20 protein-coding genes and 2 pseudogenes are annotated in these 23,867 nt (G+C 66.2%); 4 read left to right on the top strand and 18 right to left on the bottom strand.

Annotated features, from left to right (window positions below; genetic code table 11):
- Positions 1 to 94 precede the first annotated feature (94 nt).
- From K368_RS0116955 to K368_RS0116915, 9 genes are all read right to left on the bottom strand, one after another.
- Positions 95 to 649 (bottom strand): DUF2497 domain-containing protein, encoded by a 555-nt coding sequence (locus K368_RS0116955; RefSeq protein WP_081739699.1) that lies wholly within the window; start codon positions 647 to 649, stop codon positions 95 to 97.
- A 184-nt stretch (positions 650 to 833) separates the two neighbouring features.
- A complete protein-coding gene (locus tag K368_RS0116950; protein WP_027173358.1) occupies positions 834 to 2,228 on the bottom strand; it encodes a TolC family outer membrane protein in 1,395 nt (464 codons plus the stop codon).
- A 291-nt stretch (positions 2,229 to 2,519) separates the two neighbouring features.
- Positions 2,520 to 3,182, bottom strand: a complete 663-nt coding sequence (locus tag K368_RS0116945) for a protein-L-isoaspartate O-methyltransferase (RefSeq protein ID WP_027173357.1) — start codon at positions 3,180 to 3,182, stop codon at positions 2,520 to 2,522.
- Between the two features lie 191 nt (positions 3,183 to 3,373).
- Entirely contained in the window at positions 3,374 to 4,174 is an 801-nt protein-coding gene (locus tag K368_RS0116940) for a fructosamine kinase family protein (RefSeq protein ID WP_027173356.1), read from the bottom strand.
- 16 nt (positions 4,175 to 4,190) lie between these two features.
- Entirely contained in the window at positions 4,191 to 4,658 is a 468-nt protein-coding gene (locus tag K368_RS0116935) for a low molecular weight protein-tyrosine-phosphatase (RefSeq protein WP_027173355.1), read from the bottom strand.
- A 75-nt stretch (positions 4,659 to 4,733) separates the two neighbouring features.
- Positions 4,734 to 6,077 carry an MFS transporter gene (locus K368_RS0116930; RefSeq protein ID WP_027173354.1) on the bottom strand — a complete coding sequence of 448 codons (1,344 nt, stop codon included), beginning with the start codon at positions 6,075 to 6,077 and terminating at the stop codon, positions 4,734 to 4,736.
- Between the two features lie 38 nt (positions 6,078 to 6,115).
- Positions 6,116 to 6,865, bottom strand: coding sequence for an NADPH-dependent F420 reductase (locus tag K368_RS0116925; protein WP_027173353.1), 750 nt, complete (start codon positions 6,863 to 6,865; stop codon positions 6,116 to 6,118).
- On the bottom strand, positions 6,849 to 7,778 hold the full coding sequence (locus tag K368_RS0116920; protein WP_027173352.1) for an aldo/keto reductase: 930 nt from the start codon (positions 7,776 to 7,778) through the stop codon (positions 6,849 to 6,851). The genes K368_RS0116925 and K368_RS0116920 overlap by 17 nt, the downstream gene beginning before the upstream one ends.
- A gap of 67 nt (positions 7,779 to 7,845) precedes the next feature.
- The gene (locus tag K368_RS0116915; RefSeq protein WP_027173351.1) at positions 7,846 to 8,133 is read right to left on the bottom strand and encodes an MTH1187 family thiamine-binding protein; all 288 of its coding nucleotides are present in this window, start codon (positions 8,131 to 8,133) and stop codon (positions 7,846 to 7,848) included.
- Between the two features lie 157 nt (positions 8,134 to 8,290).
- Between K368_RS0116915 and K368_RS0116910 the strand changes: the two genes are divergently transcribed.
- The gene (locus K368_RS0116910; protein ID WP_027173350.1) at positions 8,291 to 8,704 is read left to right on the top strand and encodes a hypothetical protein; all 414 of its coding nucleotides are present in this window, start codon (positions 8,291 to 8,293) and stop codon (positions 8,702 to 8,704) included.
- Positions 8,705 to 8,783: 79 nt separating this feature from the next.
- Here the strand turns inward: K368_RS0116910 and K368_RS0116905 are convergent, their stop codons facing one another.
- The 3 genes from K368_RS0116905 to K368_RS0116890 form a co-directional block, all read right to left on the bottom strand.
- A complete protein-coding gene (locus K368_RS0116905) occupies positions 8,784 to 9,248 on the bottom strand; it encodes a hypothetical protein (RefSeq protein WP_027173349.1) in 465 nt (154 codons plus the stop codon).
- 100 nt (positions 9,249 to 9,348) lie between these two features.
- A complete protein-coding gene (locus K368_RS0116900; protein WP_027173348.1) occupies positions 9,349 to 9,669 on the bottom strand; it encodes a hypothetical protein in 321 nt (106 codons plus the stop codon).
- A 496-nt stretch (positions 9,670 to 10,165) separates the two neighbouring features.
- Positions 10,166 to 10,618, bottom strand: a complete 453-nt coding sequence (locus K368_RS0116890; protein WP_027173347.1) for a tellurite resistance TerB family protein — start codon at positions 10,616 to 10,618, stop codon at positions 10,166 to 10,168.
- 440 nt (positions 10,619 to 11,058) lie between these two features.
- Here K368_RS0116890 and K368_RS0116885 point away from each other — a divergent pair, with 440 nt between their 5' ends.
- Entirely contained in the window at positions 11,059 to 11,364 is a 306-nt protein-coding gene (locus K368_RS0116885) for a hypothetical protein (RefSeq protein ID WP_027173346.1), read from the top strand.
- Between the two features lie 21 nt (positions 11,365 to 11,385).
- Here K368_RS0116885 and K368_RS0116880 read toward each other — a convergent pair whose 3' ends face one another.
- Entirely contained in the window at positions 11,386 to 11,769 is a 384-nt protein-coding gene (locus K368_RS0116880; RefSeq protein WP_027173345.1) for a flagellar biosynthesis repressor FlbT, read from the bottom strand.
- A gap of 92 nt (positions 11,770 to 11,861) precedes the next feature.
- Positions 11,862 to 12,377, bottom strand: a pseudogene (locus tag K368_RS24930) (flagellin); the annotation flags it as partial.
- A gap of 134 nt (positions 12,378 to 12,511) precedes the next feature.
- On the opposite strand from K368_RS24930, the gene K368_RS27465 reads away from it, so the two are divergent.
- Entirely contained in the window at positions 12,512 to 13,000 is a 489-nt protein-coding gene (locus tag K368_RS27465; protein WP_245259605.1) for a lysozyme inhibitor LprI family protein, read from the top strand.
- Between the two features lie 1,212 nt (positions 13,001 to 14,212).
- On the opposite strand, the gene K368_RS26820 is transcribed toward K368_RS27465, so the two are convergent.
- The 4 genes from K368_RS26820 to K368_RS27615 form a co-directional block, all read right to left on the bottom strand.
- A complete protein-coding gene (locus K368_RS26820) occupies positions 14,213 to 15,193 on the bottom strand; it encodes a tetratricopeptide repeat protein (protein WP_197031030.1) in 981 nt (326 codons plus the stop codon).
- Positions 15,183 to 16,547 carry an HlyD family type I secretion periplasmic adaptor subunit gene (locus tag K368_RS0116865; protein ID WP_051439905.1) on the bottom strand — a complete coding sequence of 455 codons (1,365 nt, stop codon included), beginning with the start codon at positions 16,545 to 16,547 and terminating at the stop codon, positions 15,183 to 15,185. The genes K368_RS26820 and K368_RS0116865 overlap by 11 nt, the downstream gene beginning before the upstream one ends.
- Before the next feature lies 1 nt (position 16,548).
- On the bottom strand, positions 16,549 to 18,795 hold the full coding sequence (locus K368_RS24920) for a peptidase domain-containing ABC transporter (RefSeq protein WP_081739605.1): 2,247 nt from the start codon (positions 18,793 to 18,795) through the stop codon (positions 16,549 to 16,551).
- Positions 18,796 to 18,856: 61 nt separating this feature from the next.
- The gene (locus K368_RS27615; protein ID WP_155935214.1) at positions 18,857 to 23,071 is read right to left on the bottom strand and encodes a hypothetical protein; all 4,215 of its coding nucleotides are present in this window, start codon (positions 23,069 to 23,071) and stop codon (positions 18,857 to 18,859) included.
- A 615-nt stretch (positions 23,072 to 23,686) separates the two neighbouring features.
- On the opposite strand from K368_RS27615, the pseudogene K368_RS26810 reads away from it, so the two are divergent.
- Positions 23,687 to 23,854: pseudogene (locus K368_RS26810) on the top strand (IS3 family transposase); the annotation flags it as partial.
- Between the last annotated feature and the right edge of the window lie 13 nt (positions 23,855 to 23,867).

The following is a 23,867-nucleotide window of genomic DNA, read 5'->3' as shown; positions in this document are numbered from 1 at the left end:
CTTGCGTCGGGCCAGTTCGTGCGGGGCGGGTGTCAGCCCGCGTGTTGGCCCGCTTTCACCCCGTCACGCCCCCCGCGTCAACATCGCGGGGCGGTCAGCGGCCCCGCGCCACGCGCTCGATCTCGGCGCGGACGAGGCGTTCGACCATGCCCGGCAGGTTGTCGTCGAGCCAGGATTGCAGCATCGGTCGGAGCATGTCCTGCACCATGTCCTCGATGGTCCGGGCATTCTGGCTCACCCTCGTCCCGGCGAGAAGCTGGAACGCATGGCCGACACTGGCATCGGTAATGTCGGAAACGAGGCGCTGCTGCAGGCTTTCGCGCGGGGCCTCCACCGGTTCCGGGCGGGGGGCGGCGCGGGGCGGCTCGGGCTGGCGCACCACCGGTGGTGGCGGCAGGGGCTCCAGTTCGGGCTCGTCGTCGTCGAAGGAAATCGAGTCGAAGTCGATCTGGCCGCTCTCGGCGAAGTCGATCTCCGGTTCTTCGATGGGGGCGGGCTGGGGCTTGCGCGGCTGTGCCACCTCGGCGAGGTCGAGCACATCGTCGTTCTCCGGCTGCGGCGGAGGGGAACGCACCGGCGTGACCACCTCCGCCTTGGCGTTCTGGTCGTCGGCGATGATCCGGCGAATGGACGCCAGGATCTCCTCCATGGAGGGTTCCGGGGCCTTGTCCGGCGCCTTGGGGCTCGCTGCACTCATCCGGACGCCGCTCGGGTCACATGGTTAAAGAAGTATTTCGGTCACTCTGAGTATTTCACCACGGGTACCGGAAACAAGCACCGGTCGGACGCAAGGCACAGGATAACACCGGTGCCCTGCGAGTTCCTCGCGACCGTCAGCGCCCGTCGGGCGTGCGCACGCCGTACCAGAGGTCCTTGATCTGGTCGAAATGCTCCTTCGGGCTGTAGGCTACAACCGGGATCGCGGTGAAGCGCACGGTCAGGCGGCCCACGGTCTGGACCACGCCATAGGAGTTCACCACCCGGTCGCGCTGGGCGAGAATGAGGTTCACGCGCGAGTTCAGGAGTTCCTGCTGGGCGTTCAGGACGTCGAGGGTGGTACGTTGGCCGACGCGGGCTTCTTCGCGCACGCCGTTCAACGCCACCTCGTTGGCCTGAACCTGGGCCTGCGATGCGATGACCTGCGCCTTGGCCGCTTCCAGCCGGCCCCAGGCGGTGACGATGGCCGAACGGACCTGGTCGCGGATGTCCTCGACGTTGATGCGGGCCTGGCCGACCAGCTCCTTGGCCTGACGGATCTGCGAATAGGTCTGGCCGCCCTCGTAGAGCGGAACCGAGATGCGGCCGACGATGGAGGCGGTCACGCCGTTATCGCCCGGGAACTGCGTGTCGTAGCGCTGCTGGACGCTGCCCTGAAGGGCGGCGCTCGGAGCAAGCTGGCCCTCGAAGATCTTCACCTGCGCCTCGGCCACGTCCACCGAGTGCATCGATGACAGGATCTGCGGGTGCTCCTTCAGGCCGATGGAGATGGCGTTGTCGAGGTTGGGCGGCACGAACCGGTCAAGGGGCCGTCCCGGTGCGAGCTGGCGCGGCTCGACGCCGATGATGCGCCGATAGGTGCCGATGCTGGCGCGCAGATTGGCCTCCGCGCCGCTGACGTCGGAGCGCGCGCCGGCGAGGCGGGCCTCGGCCTGGGCCACGTCGGTCCGGGTGACCTCGCCGACATTGAAGCGGTCGCGGGTCTGGCGCAGCTGCTCTTCCAGCACCTCGACGTTGTTGCGGCGAAGCTCCAGGGTCGCCGTGTCGCTCAGGACCGACATGTAGATCTGGGCGGCGTTGAACAGGGTCGTCATCTCGGTGGAACGCAGCGATTCGCGCGTTCCGAGCACGTCCGATTCGGCGCGGCGGGTCTGGTTGTCGGTCTGGAAGCCGTTGAACAGGGTCTGGTTGATCGTCAGCCCGGCGCCGCCGGGCTTCGTCACCTGATTGAGGGAGATGCCGCTCACGCGGCCCTGACTTTGGGTGAGGCCGATATCGGCGTCGAGGCTCACGGTGGGACGGTAGCCGGCCTTGGCCTGCGCGACGTTCTCGTCGGTGGCGCGCAGTCCCGCACGCGATGCGTTCAGCGCCGGGTTGGCGCCATAGGCACGGGCCAGCGCACTATCCAGCGTCTCGGCCACGGCCGGAGAGGCGGCGGCGAGCGTCAGCGCGGCGAAGCCACCCAGCCGTAGCCGGAAGCTTTTCGCAAGTTTGCGTTGTCTCACGTCCATCTGCCCTTGCGGTTTCTCGATGAACCGGTCGGCTGTTCATCACAGCCATAGCGCCTAGGGTGCCATCCGGATTGCCCGCCTCACAGGTCAGCTTAGCGGAGGTTGTGCTTCAGGGCATCGGCGGAGAGGGATTAGGCAGGAGATTGATGGCGCAGTGCCGCATAAAAGCGACACCTGATCCTCGCTGCCGAGCTGGTTCGCATGGGCGGGCCAACGCTTCCCCTCGCTCAGGCCTTTGAAGAGTTGCGGGTTTCGGGACGCGAAACCGGCGACCGCTTTTGCCGAACCCGCTCAGAAGGAAAAGCTGGATTCCGGGCTGAAGGCCGACAGGGCGGGCAGCGACGCATCGAAGAGCGGACGCGCACCGAACGCGTCCCCGGTCCGGATGAACAGCGTGGCCTTCGCGGCCTTGTCGCGACCCATCACGCAGGCGAGACGTCCGCCATCCTTCAGTTGGTCGAGGAGGGTTTGGGGCCGCGTCTCGACACGGCCGTTGACGAGGATGGCGTCGAACGGCCCCGCCTTTCCCGCGCCCGCCTGCAGGGGGCCGCGAACGATCTCGATTCCGTCCGTTGCCGACAGGCGGCTTTCCGCTTCGGCGGCGAGGGCGTCGTCGGATTCGAGGGCGATCACCCGCACGCCGAGCTGCCGCATAATGGCGGCAGCGTAGCCATAGCCGGTGGCGACGTCGAGGGCGACCTGCCCCGGCGCGAGTTGCAGCGCCTGGATCATGCGGGCGAGAAGCATCGGCGCCGGGATGGCGCGATTCGTCGTCGAGTCCTGCCCGGTAATGCGCAGGGACTGGTCGATATAGGCGAAGTCTTCACGACCCGAGGGGACGAAGCGCTCGCGCGGCACGGCTTCGAAAGCATCGAGGACCGGGATGTCGTTGACGTCGAAGGTCCGCAACTGACAATCCACCATGAGGCGTCGCGCCTGCGCGTAATCGAGCATGGGTCTCGTCTTCCCTCGCCGCATCGACCGCCGGCGCCCCTCCGCTCATCCGGACATTCGGAAGGAGCCGGACGCCAGCGCCGAAGCTTGTCGGGTTGTCGTGGATCGGCCCTCAAAACGCAAGGTTTCAGGCGCGGTTCGTGTCGCCCGAAAACCGCCGCCCTTCCGCTCCGATGGGACGTGCGGAGGTCTCAGCAGTCTGTGGCGTCGAGCAGCGCCTCGACCATGGAGCGGTATCCCGACCCGAACAGGCGCAGATGCACCAGCGCCGGCCACAACTGGTAGATCGCCCTGCGCTCGGCCAAGCCCGGTTCAGCCTCGCCATACGCCTCGCGGAAAGCGGGGCCGGCAGCACCGAACAGGGACAGCATGGCGAGGTCCACCTCGGCATGGCCGTGATAGCAGGCGGGGTCGATGAGCCCGGAGACGCGGCCGCCGTCGGTGAGGATGTTGCCGCTCCACAGGTCGCCATGCAGCAAGGCAGGGCGGGGGCGAGCCGGGAGGCGACCGGGGAGTCTGGCCGCCAAGTCCTCGATTCTCCGCCGGAGCGCGGCGTCGAGATGGGGAGCATGGCAAAGGAGGCGCCGCTCGGCCCAGAAGCCGGGCCAATCCTCGCTTCCGTTATTGTCGATCCGCACCGCCCCGAAGGCGTAATCGCCATGCCAGCCGTAACGGTCGCCGGTCACGGCATGGAGGCGCCCCACCACGCGGCCGAGATCCGTATCCGCATTGCCGCCGGCGGCCGGCAGAGGCTCGATCACCAGGGTCCGCGCATCGGCCGCGAACACCTCCGGTGCGGGGATCCCGGCGGCGTGGATCGCGCGAAGCATCCCGGCTTCCGCCAGCGGATCGGGGCCGTCCTTGACGATCGACGCGCTGCCGTCGTCGAGCACGATCCGCACGAGGCCGGACAGGCTACCGCCGCTCACGGGCTCGGCCCGCGCGAGCCGGCGCCCGAGCAGGGCCGCTCCACGCTCTGCCAGAGTCATCATGGTTCTGCCAGACGCGTCATGCCTTGAGCGCGCGCACGAGGTGACGGGCGCCCAGGGTCACGTCGGCCCAGGTGGCGTCGAACCCCGCATCCGCGCCGTAATAAGGGTCGGCGACCGCCTCGCCCCTCCGCCCCGGCACATGGTCGAGGAGAAGCGACAACGCGGCGCCCTCCTGAGGGCGCAGCCGGCGCAGCACGGCGAGATTGTCGCCGTCGAGGGCGACGATATGGCTGAAGCGATGGAAGTCGGCGGGATCGACCCGACGGGCGCGGTAGTCGGAGATGTCGACGCCGTTGCGCCGGGCGACGGCCTGGGCGCGCCGATCGGGGGACTCGCCCGCATGCCAGGCGCCGGTTCCGGCCGAATCGACTTCCGCCTCGAGGCCCGCCCGCTCGGCCTCGATGCGGAATGCGGCCTCCGCCAGGGGCGAACGGCAGATGTTGCCCAGGCACACGAACAGGATGGCTGGCTTGTCTGCGGGCATGAGGCCTCCTCGAATGTCGGCGCCATGAGGTAGCGCATCCGTCCGGGTGCCCGATACCCGTAGGGCTCATCGGCCTTACGGCAAAGCGTTCGGGCCGCTCTCCTTCTCCATCGCGACCCGCCTCGCCTCCTGTCGGCGCCCGAGCCAAAGGCTGTTCAGGAGCCATGCCGCCGAGAGCGGCACCGCCGTGATGGCCACGGCCGTCGAACCGAGTCCGAGGGCTGCGATCCCCGCGAAGGACCACGCGCCGATCTGATCGCCGGTGCGGTAGACGACGGTGTCGATGAAGTTCTTCGCCTTGTAGCGATCCTCACGCGGCACCACCGTGAACAGCACCTCGCGGATCGGCCGGGCGATGGCGAAGTTCCCGGCCCGGCGGAAGACCTGAAACGCGACGATGGCCGTAATCGTGGGCGAGACGGCGAGCGCCGCGAATCCGAGGATGCTCGCCGCCGGCAGGAGCGCCAGGGCGGGGCCGACCCCGATGCGGCGCACGATCCGGCCGGTGAGGAAGAACTGGACGCCGAGGGTGAGCAGGTTCACCAGCAGATCGACGCTGGCGAAGAAGGCGGTCTGCGCGCCGCGATCGGGGAAGCTGCGCTTGGCGATACCGGCCTGCTCGAAATACAGGAAGGTCGAGGTCACCGAGAACAGCAGCAGGAACAGCCCGATATTGAGCAGGTAGGGCGATTGGAACGTGCGGGTGATGCCCGCGAACGCGCTGCCGCCGATAGCCTCCGACGGGGCGGCGTCGCCGGTGGCGGGAGCCTGGTTCAGGCGGTCGGACAGGCGCGCGAGGCCGCGCATGCTGAACACCGCCGCCTCCAGGAGCAGGGCCGCGCCGATGAGGAGTGCCCATGTCGGGACGTCGCGGGCGAGGATCGCCGTCGTCGCCGAGCCGGCGATCGCCCCGAGGGTCGCGCCGGCGGCGATGAAGCCGAACAGGCGCTTGCCCTGCTCGGTGGAGAACACGTCGACGATGGTGGCCCAGAACACCGAGACCACGAAAAGGTTGAAGATCGAGAGCCAGATGAAGAAGGCCCGGCCGATCCAGATGTCGCCCTCCGGCCCGGCGAGATAGAGGGCGCCTGCGAACAGCACGATGTTAGCGGCGAAGAACCGATAGGTCAGCGGCACGAACCGGGCGCGCGGCAAGGTCTTCACCAGCCAGGCGAAGGGGACGTTGAGGGCCAGCATGCCGACGAGGGTGCCGGTGAACAGCCAGGGCAGGTTCTCGATCCCGCCGGCGACCCCCATCTGATCGCGGATCGGCCTCAGGACGTAGTAGGCGGCCAGGATCGAGAAGATGTAGGCCCAGGACCATGCGAGTGCGGGCACCTCTTCCGCCCGCACGTCGATGAGCCGCCGCAGCCAGGGCGGGATGGAGCTGCCGCTCCCGGCGGCAAGCGGGTTCGCCACCCTTGGCTCGTCCCTCGGTTGGTCCCTTGGCCCGTCGCTCAACGGGCGACCCCGAAGCGCGCCCGCGATTCCTCCGCCGTCAGGTCGAGGCCGAAGCCGGGGGAGCCCATGGCGAAGCCGTCCGCCTTGGCCAGCGGCCCGACCTCCACCGGCTCGAACCCCGCATCCTTGACGAGTTGGGCCGCGATCGCGAGCGCCGCGGGATCGTCGCCGGCGATGGGGATCGCCATGCGTCCGCCCTCGCGATGGGCGTTCTTGGCAAAGACCTTGTAATTCGCCGCGTTGAAGGCGCGGACGACCTTCGCCCCATTCAGGTACTTGGCCGAGACCGCTGCGATGCCGTTGGCTTGGACCTCGCCATAGACCTCTCCGTCACGGGCCTGCGTCGCATTGCCGGCATCGATCACCACCTTGCCCTTGAGCGCGGCGGCATGGTCCTGCGCCAGCTGCGGATAGGCCTTGTAGGGCACCGCGATGAGCACGACGTCGCCGAAGGCGATGGCCTCGGCCGGGCTGCCCGCCTTCGCCTTGGGCCCGAGTCCCTCGACGAGGCCCTTCAGCTCCTCCGGGTGGCGCGAGGACATCATCACCTCGTGGCCGGCTTTGGCCCAGAGGCCGCCGATGGTGCTGCCGATATTGCCGGCTCCGACGATGCCGATGCGTGCCGGTTGCGACGCAGGCTGGGCCGAGGCGGGAATACGTGCTGCGAGCAGGCCCGAAGCGGCGACGAGGCACCCTCCGAGCAAGAGGGCGGAACGGCGGTTGAGGGAGTCAGAGCGCGTCGACATAGGCCTCCATTCGGGTTCGCTGGGCGGCATCGGGCAAACGGCCGCGTGCCGCGCCGAGATTGTCCTCGACATAGGCCGCCTTGGCCATGCCGGGGATCGGGCAGGTGACGGCCTCGTGGGCGAGGACGTATTTCAGGAAGAATTGCGGCCAGCTCGCGCAGCCGAACTCGGCCGTCCAGGGAGGCAGGTCGCGTCCCTGAACGGCCTTGAACAGGCGGTCGCGCCCGAAGGGCACGTTCACCATCACCGCCATGCCGCGCTCTTTTGCCAGCGGCAGGATGCGCTCGGCGGCGCGGCGATCGTCGAGGGCGTAATTGACCTGGATGAAATCCATCGTCTCGCGCCGCATCACGGCCTCGAGATCCGCGAACTGGCTGTCGCGCCAGACCGTGACGCCGATGTAGCGGATTTTCTTGTCGGCCTTCAGATCCCGCAACGTGGCCAGATTTGTCGCCGTATCAATGAGGTTGTGGACCGCGACGAGATCGATCCTGTTGGTCGTCATGCGGCGGAAGGAGCGCGCGATCTCGGCCGCTCCTCCTTCCCGACCCGGTGTCCCGACCTTGCTGCACAGGAACACCTTCTCGCGCAGACCGTCCTGGGATAGGATCCGGCCGAGGACGTCCTCGGCGGTGCCGTAGCTCGGCGCCGTGTCGATGACCGAGCCGCCGAGCGCTACGAACCGTTGCACCGCCTCGAGCAGGGGCGCGATCTTCTCGGGAACCGGCTCGACCTCGTATCGGCGCGACGTGCCGATCCCCATGGCGGGGAGCGTCTCGCCGGAGGATGGGATGGTCCGACGGATCAAACCGCCCTCCTCCGCTCGGGCCGGAGACGCGGCGCGCTCCAGCAGCGGCACCATCAGGGGAGCGAGGCCGGTACCGGCCAGGAACGCGCGTCGGGACGGATGCATGCGGGCTCGGTCCTCATGCGGGGATCGGACCGCTTCAACGCATGGGCACGCGCATGGTGCCGGCGGATCAGGAAACGGCCGTCAGCTTGTCGGCCATGGACTGTTCCTTGTCCCGCCGAGAGGAGAAAGCCATGGTGAAGAAGACCCGCTGAACGCCGAGTTGGCTCAGCTTCTCCTCGCACAATTCGATGAGCCGGCAGATGTCGGCGAGCTCGCCCTCGATATTGGTGCCGTTGGCATGCATCTCGGCGTTGAGGTGGCTGGCCTCGAGAATGACCTTGATCTCCTTCACGTAGGAGGAGACCGAAGGGCCGACGCCCATGGGCACGATGCATAGATCCGCGACGACTTTCATGACGGTTCTCCTTGGAATTTCGGGCGAACGGGACGGGGCCGATCCTCCTGGTCTCGGAGGTTGCTCGCCGGCCTGCGTCGCCAGCGCCCCGGGGGCCGATGGGAACGGCCCGGCGCCCGGTCCGTTGATGGACATACCTCACAACAGGATATCTCGAATGCGCAAGCTCGCACTTCTATCGGCCGCGGCCGTCAGCCTCGGTGCCCTCCTCGCGGCGGCACCTGCGGAAGCCCGCGGCTGGGGCCACGGCGGCGGCTACGGCCATGGTGGTGGCTTCGGCGGCCATGGCGGATACGGTCATCGCGGCGGCTATGGCCGCTACAGCGGTGGTTACGGTCGTTATGGTGGCGGCTACGGCCGGGGTTACGGATATGGCCGTCGCGGCATCGGTCCGGGCGCTGCCATCGGTCTAGGCGTCGCCGGCTTGGCGGCCGGAGCCATCGCGGCCGGGGCCTATAATGGCGGCTACGGCTACAACGGTTACGGCTATGGCCGCCCGGTCGGCTATTACGGCGGCTACGCCCCCGCGCCGGCCTATGGCTACGGCTACGGTGGTTACGACGGTTACTGAGCCGGAATGGGATGTCGACAAGAAGGGGGTCGCCGCGAGGCGGCCCTTTTTTCGTCGGCGCGTCGCCGTCGCCTCTGGATCAGTGTGGCGCGAAGATCGTGATGTTGCCATTGATCTGGTAGGCGGCCGTCGGCGGCGTATTGACGAAGCGCAGACGGATGGGGCTCTCGCCGAGGATGGCGCCGAAGGACGGGGTCACCGTGATGGGAAAGCACCGGGACACGGCATCTCTCGCTGCCTCCTCGTAGTGTTTGCGGGCTTCCTGATCGCCTTCGAGGCGGCGCGCCGTGACGAGAGGCGCACCGCGCAGTTCACCCGTTTTTCCGATGCCGAACAGAAATGCGATCTGTGATCCTCTGGCATCCGGAGGGACCGACCAGCAGGAGGCGAGCGTCGCGCGAAGGTCCGCCCAGTTGTTCACGGTGGCCGGCGGCGAGGGAGACTGCGCGAAGACAGAAGCCGTCATCGTCATGGACAATCCGCCGAGCGTCGCCACGCCGAAGCGGCGCGCGATGATAAACCGGCGGATCGTTTCATGACTCATGGACGACAGTCTAAGCGCCACCTCGGCTTGGTGCAAAACGGCGCACGCTACTCAATCTGGGACTGCGGGGCTCGCCCTCGCGCGCTCGTCGGCCTCGGCTTCACCGTTTCTTCGAGACATGGAAGATGGCAAAGCCCGCCAAGGCTGCAAGGCCCAGCGCCAGGGGCCGGTTGTCGTGGAAGGCGCCGAGCGCGCGCGAGCCTGCATCGCGAAGGTCATCGACGACGGGATTGCCCCGAAGGATGTTCTGCGCGCGATCCAGATTCTCCACCTTGGTGCTGATGGATACTTGGAACTCGTCGTCGTGACGTTCGATGTCGACGCTGTTGCGGGCAAACCCGGCGCGAGCCAGCCGTTCCCTCGCCGAGCGGGCAGCCCGGAGAGAGGGGACGACGACCGAAGCTAAGGCACTGTCAGACATTCATGTCCTCCGATTTGGATGGACGAACATCCGTGAAGGCGCATCAGTTCCTTGCCGGAGACGGGCATTCGGCCTGCCGTCTCGTCCGACGGCTTCGGGGCATCCCCAAACCAGGGGGATGCTCAGCCTGATTTCTTCGCCGCCACGATTCTCGAACCTGTCCGTCAACGCCGCACAGGCGGCCGGACAGGGCCTCGGGCTGCTCGGGAGGCTGTGTCAGGCCATCGTCCAAGTGAGGAGCATGATCCCACTCAGAAAGATTCCATAAGTGATCGCGATGGCCGCGATTTCACGGTGTTCGTTGACGATGTTGCGGGAAGCGAGGATCATGGCGATGACCGGCAGGGGTTCGATGCCGGCTCTATAATCGAAGGATCTCTAACGTGGGGTCGTTATGAATGGTTAATGTGATTTTAACCATTTGGTGTCGCCCTCGGGGCACACCCGACCGAAGCGACGAGCCGGAGGAGTGGACGCACGCTGGTCTTTAGCCGGATCACGATGCGGTGGATGGCTTCACCGGAGCCAGCCGGAGTAGCGTCTCCTTGTCGACGGCAAGGGCGCCGGCGATCTCCTCGAGCGCCTTATGCTCGACATCGCTGATCCCCTCATGGTCGGCGGCGTCGGCGGCGATCAGAAACACCCCGTTTCGCTGTTCGAGGGATCGGTCCGCGATGGCGGCCACGCGGCTCAGATTGTCCGCCCGTCCGACGCGGGTCCGAGCCCGTGCGATTCCGTCGAACAGTTCCGCCTCCAGCATCAGCGTGTCGTAGCCTTTCTCGATGATCGGATTGGCGCGCATGGCCGCGAGGGCGACCTCGACCTCGCCTTCGTCCACCTCGCTGTCGGCCACGATCACGTTCGAGGCCGCCGACACGGCCGCCTGCATGAGCGTCTTGTCGCCGACATAGGCGGTGACGTGTTCGAGAAGGTTCTGAAAGATGCCCATTACGGACTCCATGGAGCGGTCCGGGCGAAGGGCCGCGAAGCAGCAACGCTCGAGCCTGCCCATCGGCGTCGTATGCAAACTTCCTTCGTCGAACGCACGCGCTTTCTTCGCTCCGGCAGGTAGGCGGCGCACTCACGGCATGGCGGGGTCACCCCCGCCGCGCGGCCCCGTCGACAGGGCGATGACGCCTGGAACTGTCCGGGCCGCACCCTCGTTTGGATGGAGACATCCGTGGCGAAGGTCAGAAACCAGAGCGCTATGTTCCACCGCGACATCGTTTCAGGAAGACCGACCCACGTATTCGAATACGACATGTAAGCTCTCGATCTAACCGGCGGCAGAGAAAATTTGACGGAATGCCTTCACCCGATGGCGATTTGTATCGGAGCACATGAGGGATGACCTGGGACCGGCACACGAATAGGGCATACGCTGCGGTCATGGCCGTAGGCGGCCTCGTCGTGCTGATGATCCAGGATGCCCCGAACTGGAATGCGACCCTGATTGGCATTGCGTGCCTCGTCGCCTTCGGCATCCTGTGGGTTCTTCCCGAGCGCAGGTCGATCGATAGGCGCCCCTCGTTGGGCGGGGTCGACATCGCATTGTGGAAGGTCGCGACGCCCCGCGAAGCAGGACCGTCGGCGCGTGGGCTGCTTCTGGGGCCGCCGGGCCCCCTCGATCTCATCAAGCCAAGGCGCCAGCCGACGATCCTGGCCCATCGACGCCTTCCAAAGCCGCATTCGTAAGAGAAAGAGCGCCCTGGTCGATCACGCGGCCTCGGCGAGGCTCCTCTCGGCGGCCACGAGGGCGCGGCCCAGCTTGATCGCCCCGTGGTAGCGGCGATCCGCGATCGCGTCGTGGATCGCGAGAAGGTGGGGGGCGAGCGCCGGATGCGCCCGCATGATCTCGGTGGCCTGGCGGGCGAAGAGGTCCTCGGCCTCGGCCGGGTCGTCGGCGAGGTAGGGCATCTGCAGGGTGACGCAGAGCACCTTCCCGGGGGTGTCGGCTTCGCTCTCCTTGATGACCTCGGATTCGCGCAGGAACTTGCAGTGGGTCTCGATGAGGAAGTCGGAGCGCCGCGAACCGTTGCGGATGAGCGCGCCGTTGATGAGGAGGCCCTCGTATGGCTTGAGGTCGAGGCGCAGGGCCATGGTGGTGCATCCCTTCTGGAAACGGGCCTGGGTCGATCGTCGGATGGCGCGGGGACCGGCCCTGACGGCCGGTCCCCGCGCGTGGCGTGCGCTTAGCGGAGGAGCTGAAGGATCCCCTGCTGGGCCTGGTTGGCCAGCGAGAGGGCCGAGGTGGCGATGGCGTTGCGGGTCGACAGGGCCTGCGAGTTGGCGGCTTCCTCATTGAGGTCCGCGTTCACGAGGTTGGCCGAGCCGGTATCGAGGATGTTGATCAGGTTCTTCGAGAAGTCCTGGCGGTTCTGCACCACCGAGAGGTTGGCACCGAAGGTGAAGGACTGTCTCCGCGGCTGGGTGGTGGCAGAGATCGGCTTCTCGACGGCGGCGGTGATGTCGGTGTCCGACTGGAACCCGCCTTCGACGGCTTCGAGGCCGAGGCCAGTGGCATCGAACTTCACGCCCTGGATGTCCAGCGCCGAGGTGTTCCTCTCGTTGAAGGCAATATGCAGGGTGTTGTCGGCGGCGCTGTTGCCGTTGCGGAACAGCAGGTTGACGCCGTTATAGCCGGAATCCTGAGCCTGCTGGGTGATCTGCTGCAGGATCTGGTTGTACTGCGTCGCGAGGGACGAGCGCACCAAGCTGGTGCCCTTGCTGCCGCCCGCATCGGTATACCATAGCGGGAGATACGCCTGCGCGGATAGATGCGCACTCGCAAAAGTGATTGTATAAAGCCCATCTGCGGCATGCCTTGTGCGGATCAATCAAAGTGAAGAATAAATCTGTAAACAGCATTGATTCGTCAAGCTATGTATTCCTCCTTCGAGTGGTTGCGATTTTTATTAGTTTTTTATGTATAAGTTTGTTCACTGTGGGCGTGGCACTGGCAGATCAGCCTTCGGCCAAGTTATGTACGAACGAGCCCACCACTGCCGCGACAGGGGGGTGCATAATGAACGCCCTCAACGAAGCGGATAAGAGACTGAACCTCGCGTACAGGAAGGCTCAATCTGTGATTGAGCAGGATGACCGTGGTCAGGATGATCCCGGGGAGGTTGCTAAGGCAAAGGCTACATGGACGGCACAACTCGCCGCAGCTCAACGAGCTTGGATGGCGTTCCGGGATGCGGATTGCGGCGACCTCATCTTCAGCGAGTGGGACAACGGTCACGGAGTGCTTCCAGCGGTCTATGCTTGTCGATATGACAAGACAGTTCAGCGCACTAACGAGATTTTAAGCCGTTATCCTCTTCACTAGAGATATCGCCACGCATCATTCGAGCTGATTGTGCATAATTATAAACATAACACAGGACTTGGAAATTCGTTTATAGGATTATCTATGGGAGCCATTAGCATTACGATTCATATCGGTATGAATCTGATGAACATTCCGCATAGTTTCTATGCAAGTAGTTTAACAGGATTAATATCTGCTGTGCTTGCACTGATGCTCTATAATTTGATTTATAGAAAAACTTGATCGGCCTTATTTAACCTGAAAGTGAGTCGTTCCTGAAACTATCTTCATTCACGGATTGGGCCATTGAGACGATTTTCTGAGTACCGCCGCCCCCGGAATCATAACATGGCCGCTGCTGTGCTATACTGCATCCTTGGGAGCATCGCCACATTCCCCATTATTTGTGCAGCGGAAGAAAAGCCTCTAGTTGCCCTGCCCCCATGTAGTAGGGATTCTACGAGCGGCGGTGCTATAAACTGCACGAATCCCGCTCTAGGCCGCCTCGATTCAGGGATCGCTGCCGCCTACAAACAAGCCACGGCACGACTTCATGGCGACCTATCCCTATCCAAGGCTCTTCAGGACAAGCAGACCGCACTAATTGCAGATCGTGCGAATGCCCTCGCGGCTGGTGAAGGCAGTCTCCTGCGCTACCTACAGACGTGGCTGAACTGGCTCGACGCCGTCGACTCGCCACGACAGGGTTTCGCGGGGACTTGGATAAGTGCTACCGGCAGCCTCCAAGTCTTGCCACGGGGCGAAGGCACCTACACCGTCCTCGCTCATGCCGACGAACCCATTCGAGGCGAGTTCACCTGTAACTTTATCGGCGTTGGTCGAGTGAACCGAGACATCCTCGATGTGGCTTGGGACATATCCAGTTCAGATGGGGATGATGCTGAAGGGTGGACGCTTCGGCTTCGTCGGTCGGGTCATGTGCTTCGGCTGGAACAACTCCGCAACGCCAGTGAAGCCTCAACCTCTCCGTTCTGCGGCGTTCTAGGCAGCCTGGAGGACACCTATCTGCCGGCACGGAGTAAGCCTGAACCCGTCCAAGCCTGGAAGGCCGTCGAGACCGAGCCTAAAGATCTCACGTCCGGCGGCACCGCGTCCGGACGTGAGTGAAAATCCGGTGTGACGGGGTATTGTCCAGCATCTCCGTTAAGACGCGGACCGGACGCTCCCCAGTCCAATCGTCGGCCAGCCCCGCCTTGATAAAGGCAAAATCTATACTGTTGCGGCGCCTGCAGGCCCGATCCGCCGGGCCGCGTCATGGCCGAGCTCGGCGGCCCGGCGGTACCAAGCCTGGGCTGCGACGACATCGACTGGCACGCCGTCGCCGCGAAAGCATACATCCCCCAAGAGCGCCGCCGCGTCCGCATTGCCCCCACTCGCAGCGCGGCGCAACCACTGCAGCCCGATCTTGACGTCTCGTTGAACGCCGCTGCGACCGTGGATCAGAGCCTCCCCCCAGCGGGCTTGGGCAGCGGGGGAGCCGGCCGCAGCTGAGGCACGGAACAGGCGAAGTGCTGCCGCAGGGTCGAGGGGAACACCCATGCCAGCCTCGGTCAACATACCCAGGAGATGGATGGCTGCGGGCAAGCCGGCGGCGGCGGCCTTAGCCACCGCCGCCGCGCCGTTGGCCTCCTCGGTGGGGTCGCGGGCAATCCGAAGCAGAGCGATCCCGGTGCCTAGCCAGCCGTCCGGGCATCCACCTTCGGCCGCGCGGCGGTACCAAGTCACCGAAGCGTCCGGATCCCTCAGCTGTGATGGACCATCCCTCAGGATCCAGGCGTAGAGTGCCTGCGCTTCCACGAGGCCCGCCTCGGCAGCGCACCGCGCCCACCCTGCGGCCTCGCCAAGATCGTGCCCATAACCGGCGGCAAAGGGGCCGCCGACGAGAGCAGGTACGGTATCGCCACGTGTGAGCAGGCCGGCGAGGCGGCATTGCGCACCAGCATGACCGGTCTCGGCGGCCCTGCGCAGCCATCGGATCGCCTCCGCGTGGCACCGCGGAACCGTCATATCCGAGCAATAGACTCGGCCAAGTTGGAAACAGGCCTCGGCATCCCCGGCGCGGGCCGCGTGAGCGAGGCTGCGCAGCCCGCGGGGATCATTACGGGCGAGCCGTGACAGACCGTGCCGCCGCAGGACCGCACAGGGCCACCTTACCAGCCACCACGGCAGGAAATACGGTTCACGGCTCACGCATACCATCCTGCAATGGAGTGAGCACGCGCATCAGCAAGTATTCCATGACCGTGCGGCGGCCAACCATGACGTCCGCCGCTACCGGCATGCCCGATAAGACGCGGAACCCCTCCGGCACGTCGTGCAGCGCGGTCCGGTCGAGGGAAACCCTGACCCGATAGTAAGGCTCGGTGCCATCCTGCCGCGGCAGGGAAGCCGCAGACGGATCCGAGCGTTCGGTGAAGCTTGCCGGGCTGATCGCCCGAACGGTTCCCTGCGCCGTTCCATAGCGGGAGAACGGCAGGGTATCGAACTTCACCGTCACCGGCTGTCCGGGCCGGACCCAACCGACGTCGCGACCCGACACCGCCGCTTCCACTTCGAGATGAGCATCGTTCGGCACGAGGGTGATCAGTTCAGCGCCGGATTGCAGCACCGATCCGACGGAAACACGGGCGACACTCAGCACGACCGCATCGGCCTGTGCCCTCAAGGAAACCAGTCCCTGGCGCAGGTTCGCCTTGGCCAGAGCCGCCTGGGCGCCTGAGAGCCGGCTTTGTAGCACCGTCAGGTCCGCCTCGCTGTGGGCGATCCGGCCGCGGGCATAGGCCTCGCGTTCGCTGGCTTTGGCTTCCAGGGCACTCTGTCCCGCCGTGACGGCACTCTGTGCCTCCTCGAGGGATTGTTGCATCTGCGCCTGCGTGTCGTTGGCCGCCAGCGTGTTCATCAGGCTGCCGACCTGCAGTCGCTGCAACTCGGCCCGGCGGCTCGCCAGATCGGTGGCGATGTCGAGGCGCTTGGTGCCGATCGCGACGTCGGTCTGCGCCCGCAGCAATTGCGCCTGAAGCGCGCCGGTCTCGGCGTCGAAGCGCGCGAGGGTCGCACGGTGTTCGGCCATCCGTTCCTCGAAGAGGGCGGCTTGCTGCACGTGCACGGGATCCTGCAACGAAGGGGCGTAGGGCCGACCGGCGATCTCCGCCTGGAGTCGGTCGATCTGGGCCGTCAGGCTCGCGACCTGTTCCTGCCGGCTCGACTGGTCCGAGCCAGTGAAGGTGGGATCGAGCTGGGCGAGCACGTCGCCCCTCCGAACCAGTTGCCCGGGTTCGACGTGGATGGCGCGCACGATGCTGATGTCCAGCGGCTGCACCACGAGGGTACCGTTGGGGGCCGCCACGATGCCGCGTCCGGTGACCACCTTGTCGATCGGGATGAACGCGAGCGCCGCGAGACTGCTCAGCATCAGCGTACTGATTACCAGAGTGGTGCTGCGCGCCAGCGGCTGCATTGGCAGCGTAACCAGGGCTCGGCTGGGCCCGGCGAAGTCGAGGAGGGCGGCCGCGCCATCGTCGTGCTGGTGACGAAATCCACGCATGTCAGATCTCCGCCACGGCCAGGCTGGGTACATCGGCCGGTGCCCGGACGGTGCGTTCCCTTGGTGCACGGTCGAGGTAGCGATTCTGCTGGTGCCACAGCTTCTGGTAGATCGCGCAACCCTCGACCAGCACGTCATGGGGCGCGATATCGACGAGACGCCCCTGGTCCAGAACCGCAATGAGATCGCAATCGAGAAGCGAGGACAAGCGGTGCGACACGATTACCATCGTGCGACCGCGGGCGATCCGCTGCAGGTTGGCGTTCACCACAGCTTCGCTTTCCGGATCGAGGGCGCTCGTGGCTTCGTCGAGGATCAGCACGGGCGGATCGGCGACCAAGGCTCGCGCGATGGCGAGACGCTGACGCTGACCCCCGGACAGGTTGGACGAGCCCTCCTCGATCCACGTGCCGTAGCCCTGCGGCAGGCGCTCGATGAACTCGTCCGCTCCCGCGAGACGGGCCGCCTCCATGGCGTCTTCATGGGTGAGATTGGGACGTCCGGCCAGGATATTGTCGGCGACCGTGCCGCGGAACAGCACATTGTCTTGCAGGACGATGCCGAACGAACGGCGCAGATGCGCCAAGTTGATCTCGCGCAGGTCGGTCCCATCGACCCGCACCGTTCCGGAATAGTCCCGGCTGATCCCCTGGAGGAGCCGCGTAATGGTACTCTTGCCGGAGCCGGAGCGACCGACGATACCGAGCATCGTTCCGGCCGGGATACCGAATGACACGCCGTCGAGGGCCGGTCCACGGGCTCCGGGATAGGTGAAGCTCACGCTGTCGAAGCGCAGGGCGCCGGCGATTCGCGGCGAGACGCCGCTCTGCATCGCCGCGGCCTCGGTCGGGTTGTTCAGCACCAGCGCGACCTGCTGCACGGATGTGCGAACCTCCTCCACGTCTTCGAGCAGCCGGGCGAAACCGATGAGGGGCGCCGCGAGTCGGCCGCTCAGCATGACGAAGGCGACGAGCGCCCCCACCTGGACGCCGGAGACTCCGTCGAGAACGAGGTAGGCGGCAACCAGGAGGACCCCGCGATCGATGAAGCGCTCCGCCGGGAGGGTCAGGGTGCGCGGCCAGCGGCCGAGCCGGCCCGCCGCAACCTGCGCGAGGCCAGCTTCGGCGACGGCGGCGTCCCATGCCTCCCGCCGTTGCGGCTCGAGCACCAGCGACTTGACCGTCCGGATGCCCTGCACCGTCTCGACGAGCAGCGCACTCTTGCGCACCTCGGCGGCGATCGCCCGACCATAGGCGCGGCGCATCGCCGGCATGAAGGCTATGATCACGAGGGCGACGACGCCGGACGCTGCCAACACCATCGCGGCGAGGATGGGTTGAAGCCAGAACACCACCGGCAGCAGCACTAGTAGCGTGGTGCCGTCGAGGACGGTACTCATCAACTTTCCGGTCAGAAACGCGCGAATCCGGAAGATCTGGCCGATGCGGTGGTTGGTCTCGCCGGTGGGATGCCGCTCGAAATGATCGAGCGGCAACATCAGGAGGCGCTCGAATACCGCAAGATTGAGACGTGCGTCGATCCGGGTAGACAGAACCTGTAGCGCCTCGCCTCGGGCATGGGTCAGCAGTGCCTCGAACAGCACGGTGATGCCGACCATGACGCCTACCAGGGTCAGGGTGGACCAGCTTTGATAGACCAGCACCCGATCGAGCACGATGGAAGTCAGCAGCGCGGGAACGATGGCCAGGACGCTGAGGACCAGGGAAGCCAGCACCACGTGGTGAAGGATCTCGCGCTGGCCGAAAACCAGGCGGGCCACGGAGGCGAAGCCGAACGGTGCCTCAGCCTGCGCAACACCGCGTCCCTTCCGAACCAACAGCGCCTCGCCCGACCACCATTGTGAAAGCCGCAGGGCGTCCATCACGACCGGCTCGCCCCGTGGATTGGCCGGATCCCGCAGCCAGGCGAGGTCGCGCATCGTATCGGCCGCGACGACCAAGCCGGCGCTTCCATCGGTGAAGAGCACGACAACCGGGCGATCGGGGGCAGCCTGGGCGAGTTGGCGCCAGGAGAGCTTGACCGCCCGCGCCCAGAGCCCCGCTTCCGATAGCCAAGCCGCCAAAGCAGCGGGTGAGGGGGGCACACCCTCCTCCCGCAACCGGGTGCGATCGAGGTCGATGCCGTGAAAACGGGCCGCGGCCGCGACGGCGGCGATGCGCAGTTCAGCCGGATCGGAGCCGTCCGGCCCGCCAGGAGGCGGGCCGCCGGTGGAAGGGAAGTCCGGCATCGTTGGGATCCTGGCAGATATGGGGGTGTCCGGCCTCCCGAAAGAGGCCGCACGACTCGCTTTAGCGGTGATGGAGGCTCGTGGTGGCTTGACCGGACTCGTGGGCGAGCCCCGCTACACCGTGACGGTCGTCCTCTCCGGGCATCGGCAAGAGGCCGGCCTGAGCCTCCGGATCGTGGATCGCCGCCGCGACTCCACCGGCTGGCCCAGGAGACGGGACCGCAACTCCGGGAGGAGACGAGGCCTGAAACAGCATGCTGTTGACCGCATTCCGGGGATCGCCGGTTCCGAGGCTGCTGATCTGCCCTAGCGGCAGGGTGAACAGCTCCGTCGCAGGCAGCGCATCGGCGCCCCCCGGTGCGGGTGCCGCCATGGCCGAGGGATCGGCTGCGGCAGCCCCGGCCGGCTGAGCGAGGCTCACCAGAGTTCCCCCTTGGCCGTCGCTCGCCAGGGTCAAGGCAGCCTGCGGCGCCAGTCCCTCGATCGCCAGAACGGCATGGTCGGTGCCGTTACCGATCAGTACCTGTGAGGCTGCCGTACCTCCGGCGGCGGTTGGTAGGCTACCGGGCGCACCGATATCCTGGGTCATCGCCCCCTGCTGGTACGCGACGCCGGCGAGGTCAATCGCGTCCCCAGCCGCCAGTCCGGAGATGCCGTTGAGGAGAGCACTGCTTCTCGTGACCGCCGCGTCTAGCTTCAGCGTGCCCGCACTGTCCGCGGCAAACGTGATGTCGCCGGTGCCTGCCGCACCGGCCGCGCCGAGTTCGAGGGTGCCGCCGTCGATAACGGTACCGCCGGTGTAGGTATTCTGCACCTCGAGCGCGATCGTGCCCGGCCCTGCGGCGATCACGGTTCCAGCACCGGTAGCACCGCTTGCGTCATGTGATCCGGCTTCGTCGGAAATAACGTCGTTGATGGTCGTGGTCTGACCGGAGAGAGCCCCGAGTGTGATCGCTTGATCGCCCTGGATGAACCAGCCCGAGCCATAGGCCTGACCGTTGTCACCACCATTCTGCCCCTGGCCGCCGGCGACAGTATCGCCCGTGCTGCCGGAATTGACGACTGTCAGGCTCGATCCCTCCTCGACGAAGACAGCGCCTCCCGCACCCAGACCGCCGCCGCCGCCGTCACTCTGAGTGCTGTTCGTGCCGTCCCCTCCCGCACCGCCACCGAAGCCCCCCGGGGCGCCTGTGCCTGAGAAAAGCGGTGCACCGCCACCGCCGCCGCCGCCGAAGCCGCCATAGCCTCCCTGGGTCTGAGACCCGCCGCCGCCGCCGCCGAAGCCACCATTGCCGCCATAGGTGTTGTTGCCACCGCCGCCGCCGCCCCAGCCACCAGTACTTCCATCGCCGCCCTCACTCGTGTCGGCGCCGCTCAAGCCGTAGATCCCACCGCCGGCCCCTGCGCCGCCTTGCCAGATGGTGCTACCACCATCGCCGCCGCCGCCCGCGACACTTCCATGAGCGCCGGTGCCGGCATCCGACGGAGCACCTGCGATCGGACCCGCCGTCCCCTGCGATCCCGTCGCGGCATCAATGCCGTTGCCCCCGACCGCCTGGGCTCCGATGCCACCGCCTCCGCCGGAAAGCCCGACCAGACTGGAGGCGGTGTTGCCACCACTCCCGCCGAGGCCGCCGCCGCCGCCGTAGCCCTCGCCGTAGGCGCCGGAGATCCCCCCCGCTCCGCCCTGCGCGGCGTCGTTGGAGAAGTGGACGTCGGCGAGCACCACGCTCGCACTGCCAGCTACCATCAGCCCGCCGCCAAGGCCCGCGCCACCGCCGCCGCCAGATGCGCCAATGCCTCCCATCCCACCGGAGGCGACGGTATCCGCGATGGTCAGATCCTCGATGGCAGCGGTGCCGCCGAACACCACCAACCCGCGGGTGAAGTCGTCACCGTCGAGAGTATGCCCTTGGCCCAGGATCGTGACGGGGCTGGCAGCCTGCAGCACGGGCAGGTCGTTCCCACCCATGAGGGTGATGTCATTGGTGAACTCGATCGCCAGAGGCCCCGGCGTTGTGCCAGCGTTGGCCTGATCGATGGCCGCCGTGAGTTGCGCCTCGGTGCCGACGCGCAGGACGATGCTTCCCGGGGCCGGCGTGCCAAAATTCGCATCGGTGGCAGGCGCCGTACCGCCGCTCCCGGCCGGAAGGGCGAGTGCAGCGGACAGCACCGACTGGTTGCCCGAGGCGTCGGCAGCCATGGCCACGACGGGGCCGGTGCCGGCATCCGGCGGGGTATCGGGTGTCAGGGTGAACGTACCATTCGAGGTGGCGGTGGCAGTGCCGAGCTGAAGTAGGATGCCGGCTTGCGGCTGTAGTTGATAGAGGGTGACGGAGCTGCCGGCCTGAGTCTGCCCGGACAAGATCAGCGAGCCATCCGCACCGGTTGTCTCGGCCAACCCGGTCGGTGCCGGCATCGCCTGGGTCATGGTCAATGTAGAGCCGCCCTGGCCATCGCTCGCCACGGCAAAAGTAGCCCCTGCATTCAGGCCTTCGATCTGGACCGACTCCGCCTGCGTGCCGTTCGAGACCGTGACCTGTGTCGCGGTCTGCCCGTCCGTGGCCATCGCTCCGCCGACCGTTCCGACCGTGACCTGGGTCGCACCGGCGAGACCTGCGAAGTCTATTCGGTCGCCGGTTTGCATACCGCGCAGGCCGGTGTCGAGAAGGCCGCTGCCAGTTAGGGCAGAATCATCCACGCGTAAGGTCGCGCCGTCGCCCGCATCTCCGAAGGCGATGGTACCGGTGGCGCCTGCGGCCTGCTTTACCGTGAGCTCTAGCGTGGTGCCGTCATCGATGACGATGCCGCCCGAGAGGTCTTCATCCCCCGTAATCGCGACGGTACCGCCGCCCGTGGCCGCCACCACTGCCGCCCCGCCCTGACCGCTCGGATCACCGGTGCTGGACTGATCGGAAATTCCCCCGTTGAGGGCTGTCGTCTCACCTGGCTTGGCGAAGGCCGTCAGGACCTGATTGCCCGAAAGAAAGATCGAATCTCCGTATCCCTGGCCACTCCCTCCACCGCTCGCACCCTGGCCACCGGTCGCCGTGTCACCGGTGAAGCTGCCGCCTTCGATACTGATCTTGCTGGTGCCGTCAGCGAATGCACCGCCGCCAAGGCCCGCGCCGCCACCACCGCCTTCCGTGGCACCGGCACCGCCACCGAAACCGCCCTGGCCTGGGTCGACGCCCATGATGCCTACGGCGCCACCACCCCCGCCACCGCCACCGCCGTAGCCGGCGCCACCACCACCACCACCGCCGCCGCCGCCATACCCGCCACTGCCGCCGACGTCGTCGCTGTCGCCACCCCCGGCGCTTCCGGCGCCACCACCTCCCCAGCCGCCCTGAACGCCATTGGCGCCGAGGCCTCCACCGAAGCCTGCTGCGTCATTGTTGGCGGATGTGCCATCGTCCAAGCCCATGCCGCCATCTGCGCCGGTGAGGATGGAACTGTGCCCACCAGGTCCGCTCGCACTCCCCATCGCCGCAGTGCCGAGGCCACCGCCACCGCCGCTGCTGCCGTCCCGCCCATCGTCCTCGTCGGCCGGAACTGCGAGGTCGAGGTGCTGGCCGAGATCGCCGAGCACACCGCCGACGCTCGAATGCCAGGCGCTTCCCGCTCCCCCAACGCCGCCCATGCCACCGCCGCCGCCATATCCCGCGCTCCCCAGCAGGGCGCCAGCCTCCCTCGCACCGCCTTGTCCGCCAGCGGCGGCGTCGTTCGTGAACGAGACGTCATCGAGGGCGATCGCCGCATGGTTCACCGCAAGTACGCCGCCACCAAGACCCGCGCCACCACCGCCGCCAGACTTGCCAATGCCGCCGGCGCCCCCCTGTGCCACGGCGTCCTGAATAGTAAGGTCTTTCAGGAGAGCTTGTGTATCGTCCACCATCAGGCCGCGGTAAGTATCGGCACCGTCGAGCACATGTCCTTCGCCGTCGATCCGAACCACGCCGAGGGGCTGGTTCAGCGCCGGAAGATCCGAATTGAGGGTGATGTCGGCCGTGACATGAATCGCGTAGTTGCCGGGAGAAGTATTGACCGTCTCAATGGCGGCGGCGAGCTGGGCTTGATTCGCGACCGAGAGGACTTGCACTGCCTCATGGGTGGGGAGGATCGAAGGCGCCGTGGGCGTGCCGTCCGGGTTCCAGGTGGTGCCAGGTTGCAGCGTCGACACCTGCTCATCCGGTAACCCCTTGGCGATCGGATAGAGCAGGATGCCCGCCCCGACTGCGGCAGCAAACGGCCCGGCATCGCCACCGATCCTCACCACGTCTCCAAGGTACCCAAGTGCTCTAATGAAAGTTGCGGCTCCCTCTGGTGACAATGAGCTCGCGAAGTTGGCTGCCCAGTCATTGAAGCCTTGAGCGAACGCCGATCTAGTCCCGAAAGCCTCCGCATCCCTCAGGATCATGGAGCCATAGCCGCTCGAGTCGTCGAGCACGCTGTCTTCGCCTGCCTCCCCGACACTACTCTCGGAAACAGTGCGAGACGGGACGGTCGATGGGGCGCCGTTAGGCCCGACTGCCCTCCGGAGTCCCTGCAAAAGGATGCTGACTTCTGTGCCGCCGGCGGTCGTATTGACGGCCTCCTGTACAGTCCCGCCCTCAGGATTTGCCTGATTGTTGATAGTCACGCCAGACATGCTCGAACCTTTCGTCGTCACGTCTGGGGATGCGGGCCACCTTTAAAGCCCGTTCCTGAAGCGACGAGGCAACGTCGCAGCCAGACCTTGATAAACAATTGAATGCCGCAGCTCGATTGACGCCAAGGTGAGCGGAACATTAAGAAAATGACATGCGATGAATTCTTGTGCATGTGACCTGACCGGCTAGCTTTGGACTGGGCTGATTGAGAGGATCAGCCAGGACCGAAGGAGCTGGACATGAAGCGAGGTCAGAAGACGGGTGCGGAGCAGGTGGTTCTGAAGCTGCGGCAGATCGAGGTTCAGAAGGCGCAGGGCAAGAGTTTGGCAATAGCGTGCCTAGAGGCGGATATCTCCAAGCAACGTGACTATCGCTGGCGCAAGGAGTACGGCGGCCTGCAGATCGACTGACTGATCCTCC

Origin of the sequence: Methylobacterium sp. 10, assembly GCF_000519085.1 — a bacterium.
GTDB lineage: Bacteria > Pseudomonadota > Alphaproteobacteria > Rhizobiales > Beijerinckiaceae > Methylobacterium.
The sequence above is the reverse complement of the archived record's forward strand: the minus strand, read 5'-3'. Positions and strand labels throughout refer to the sequence as shown.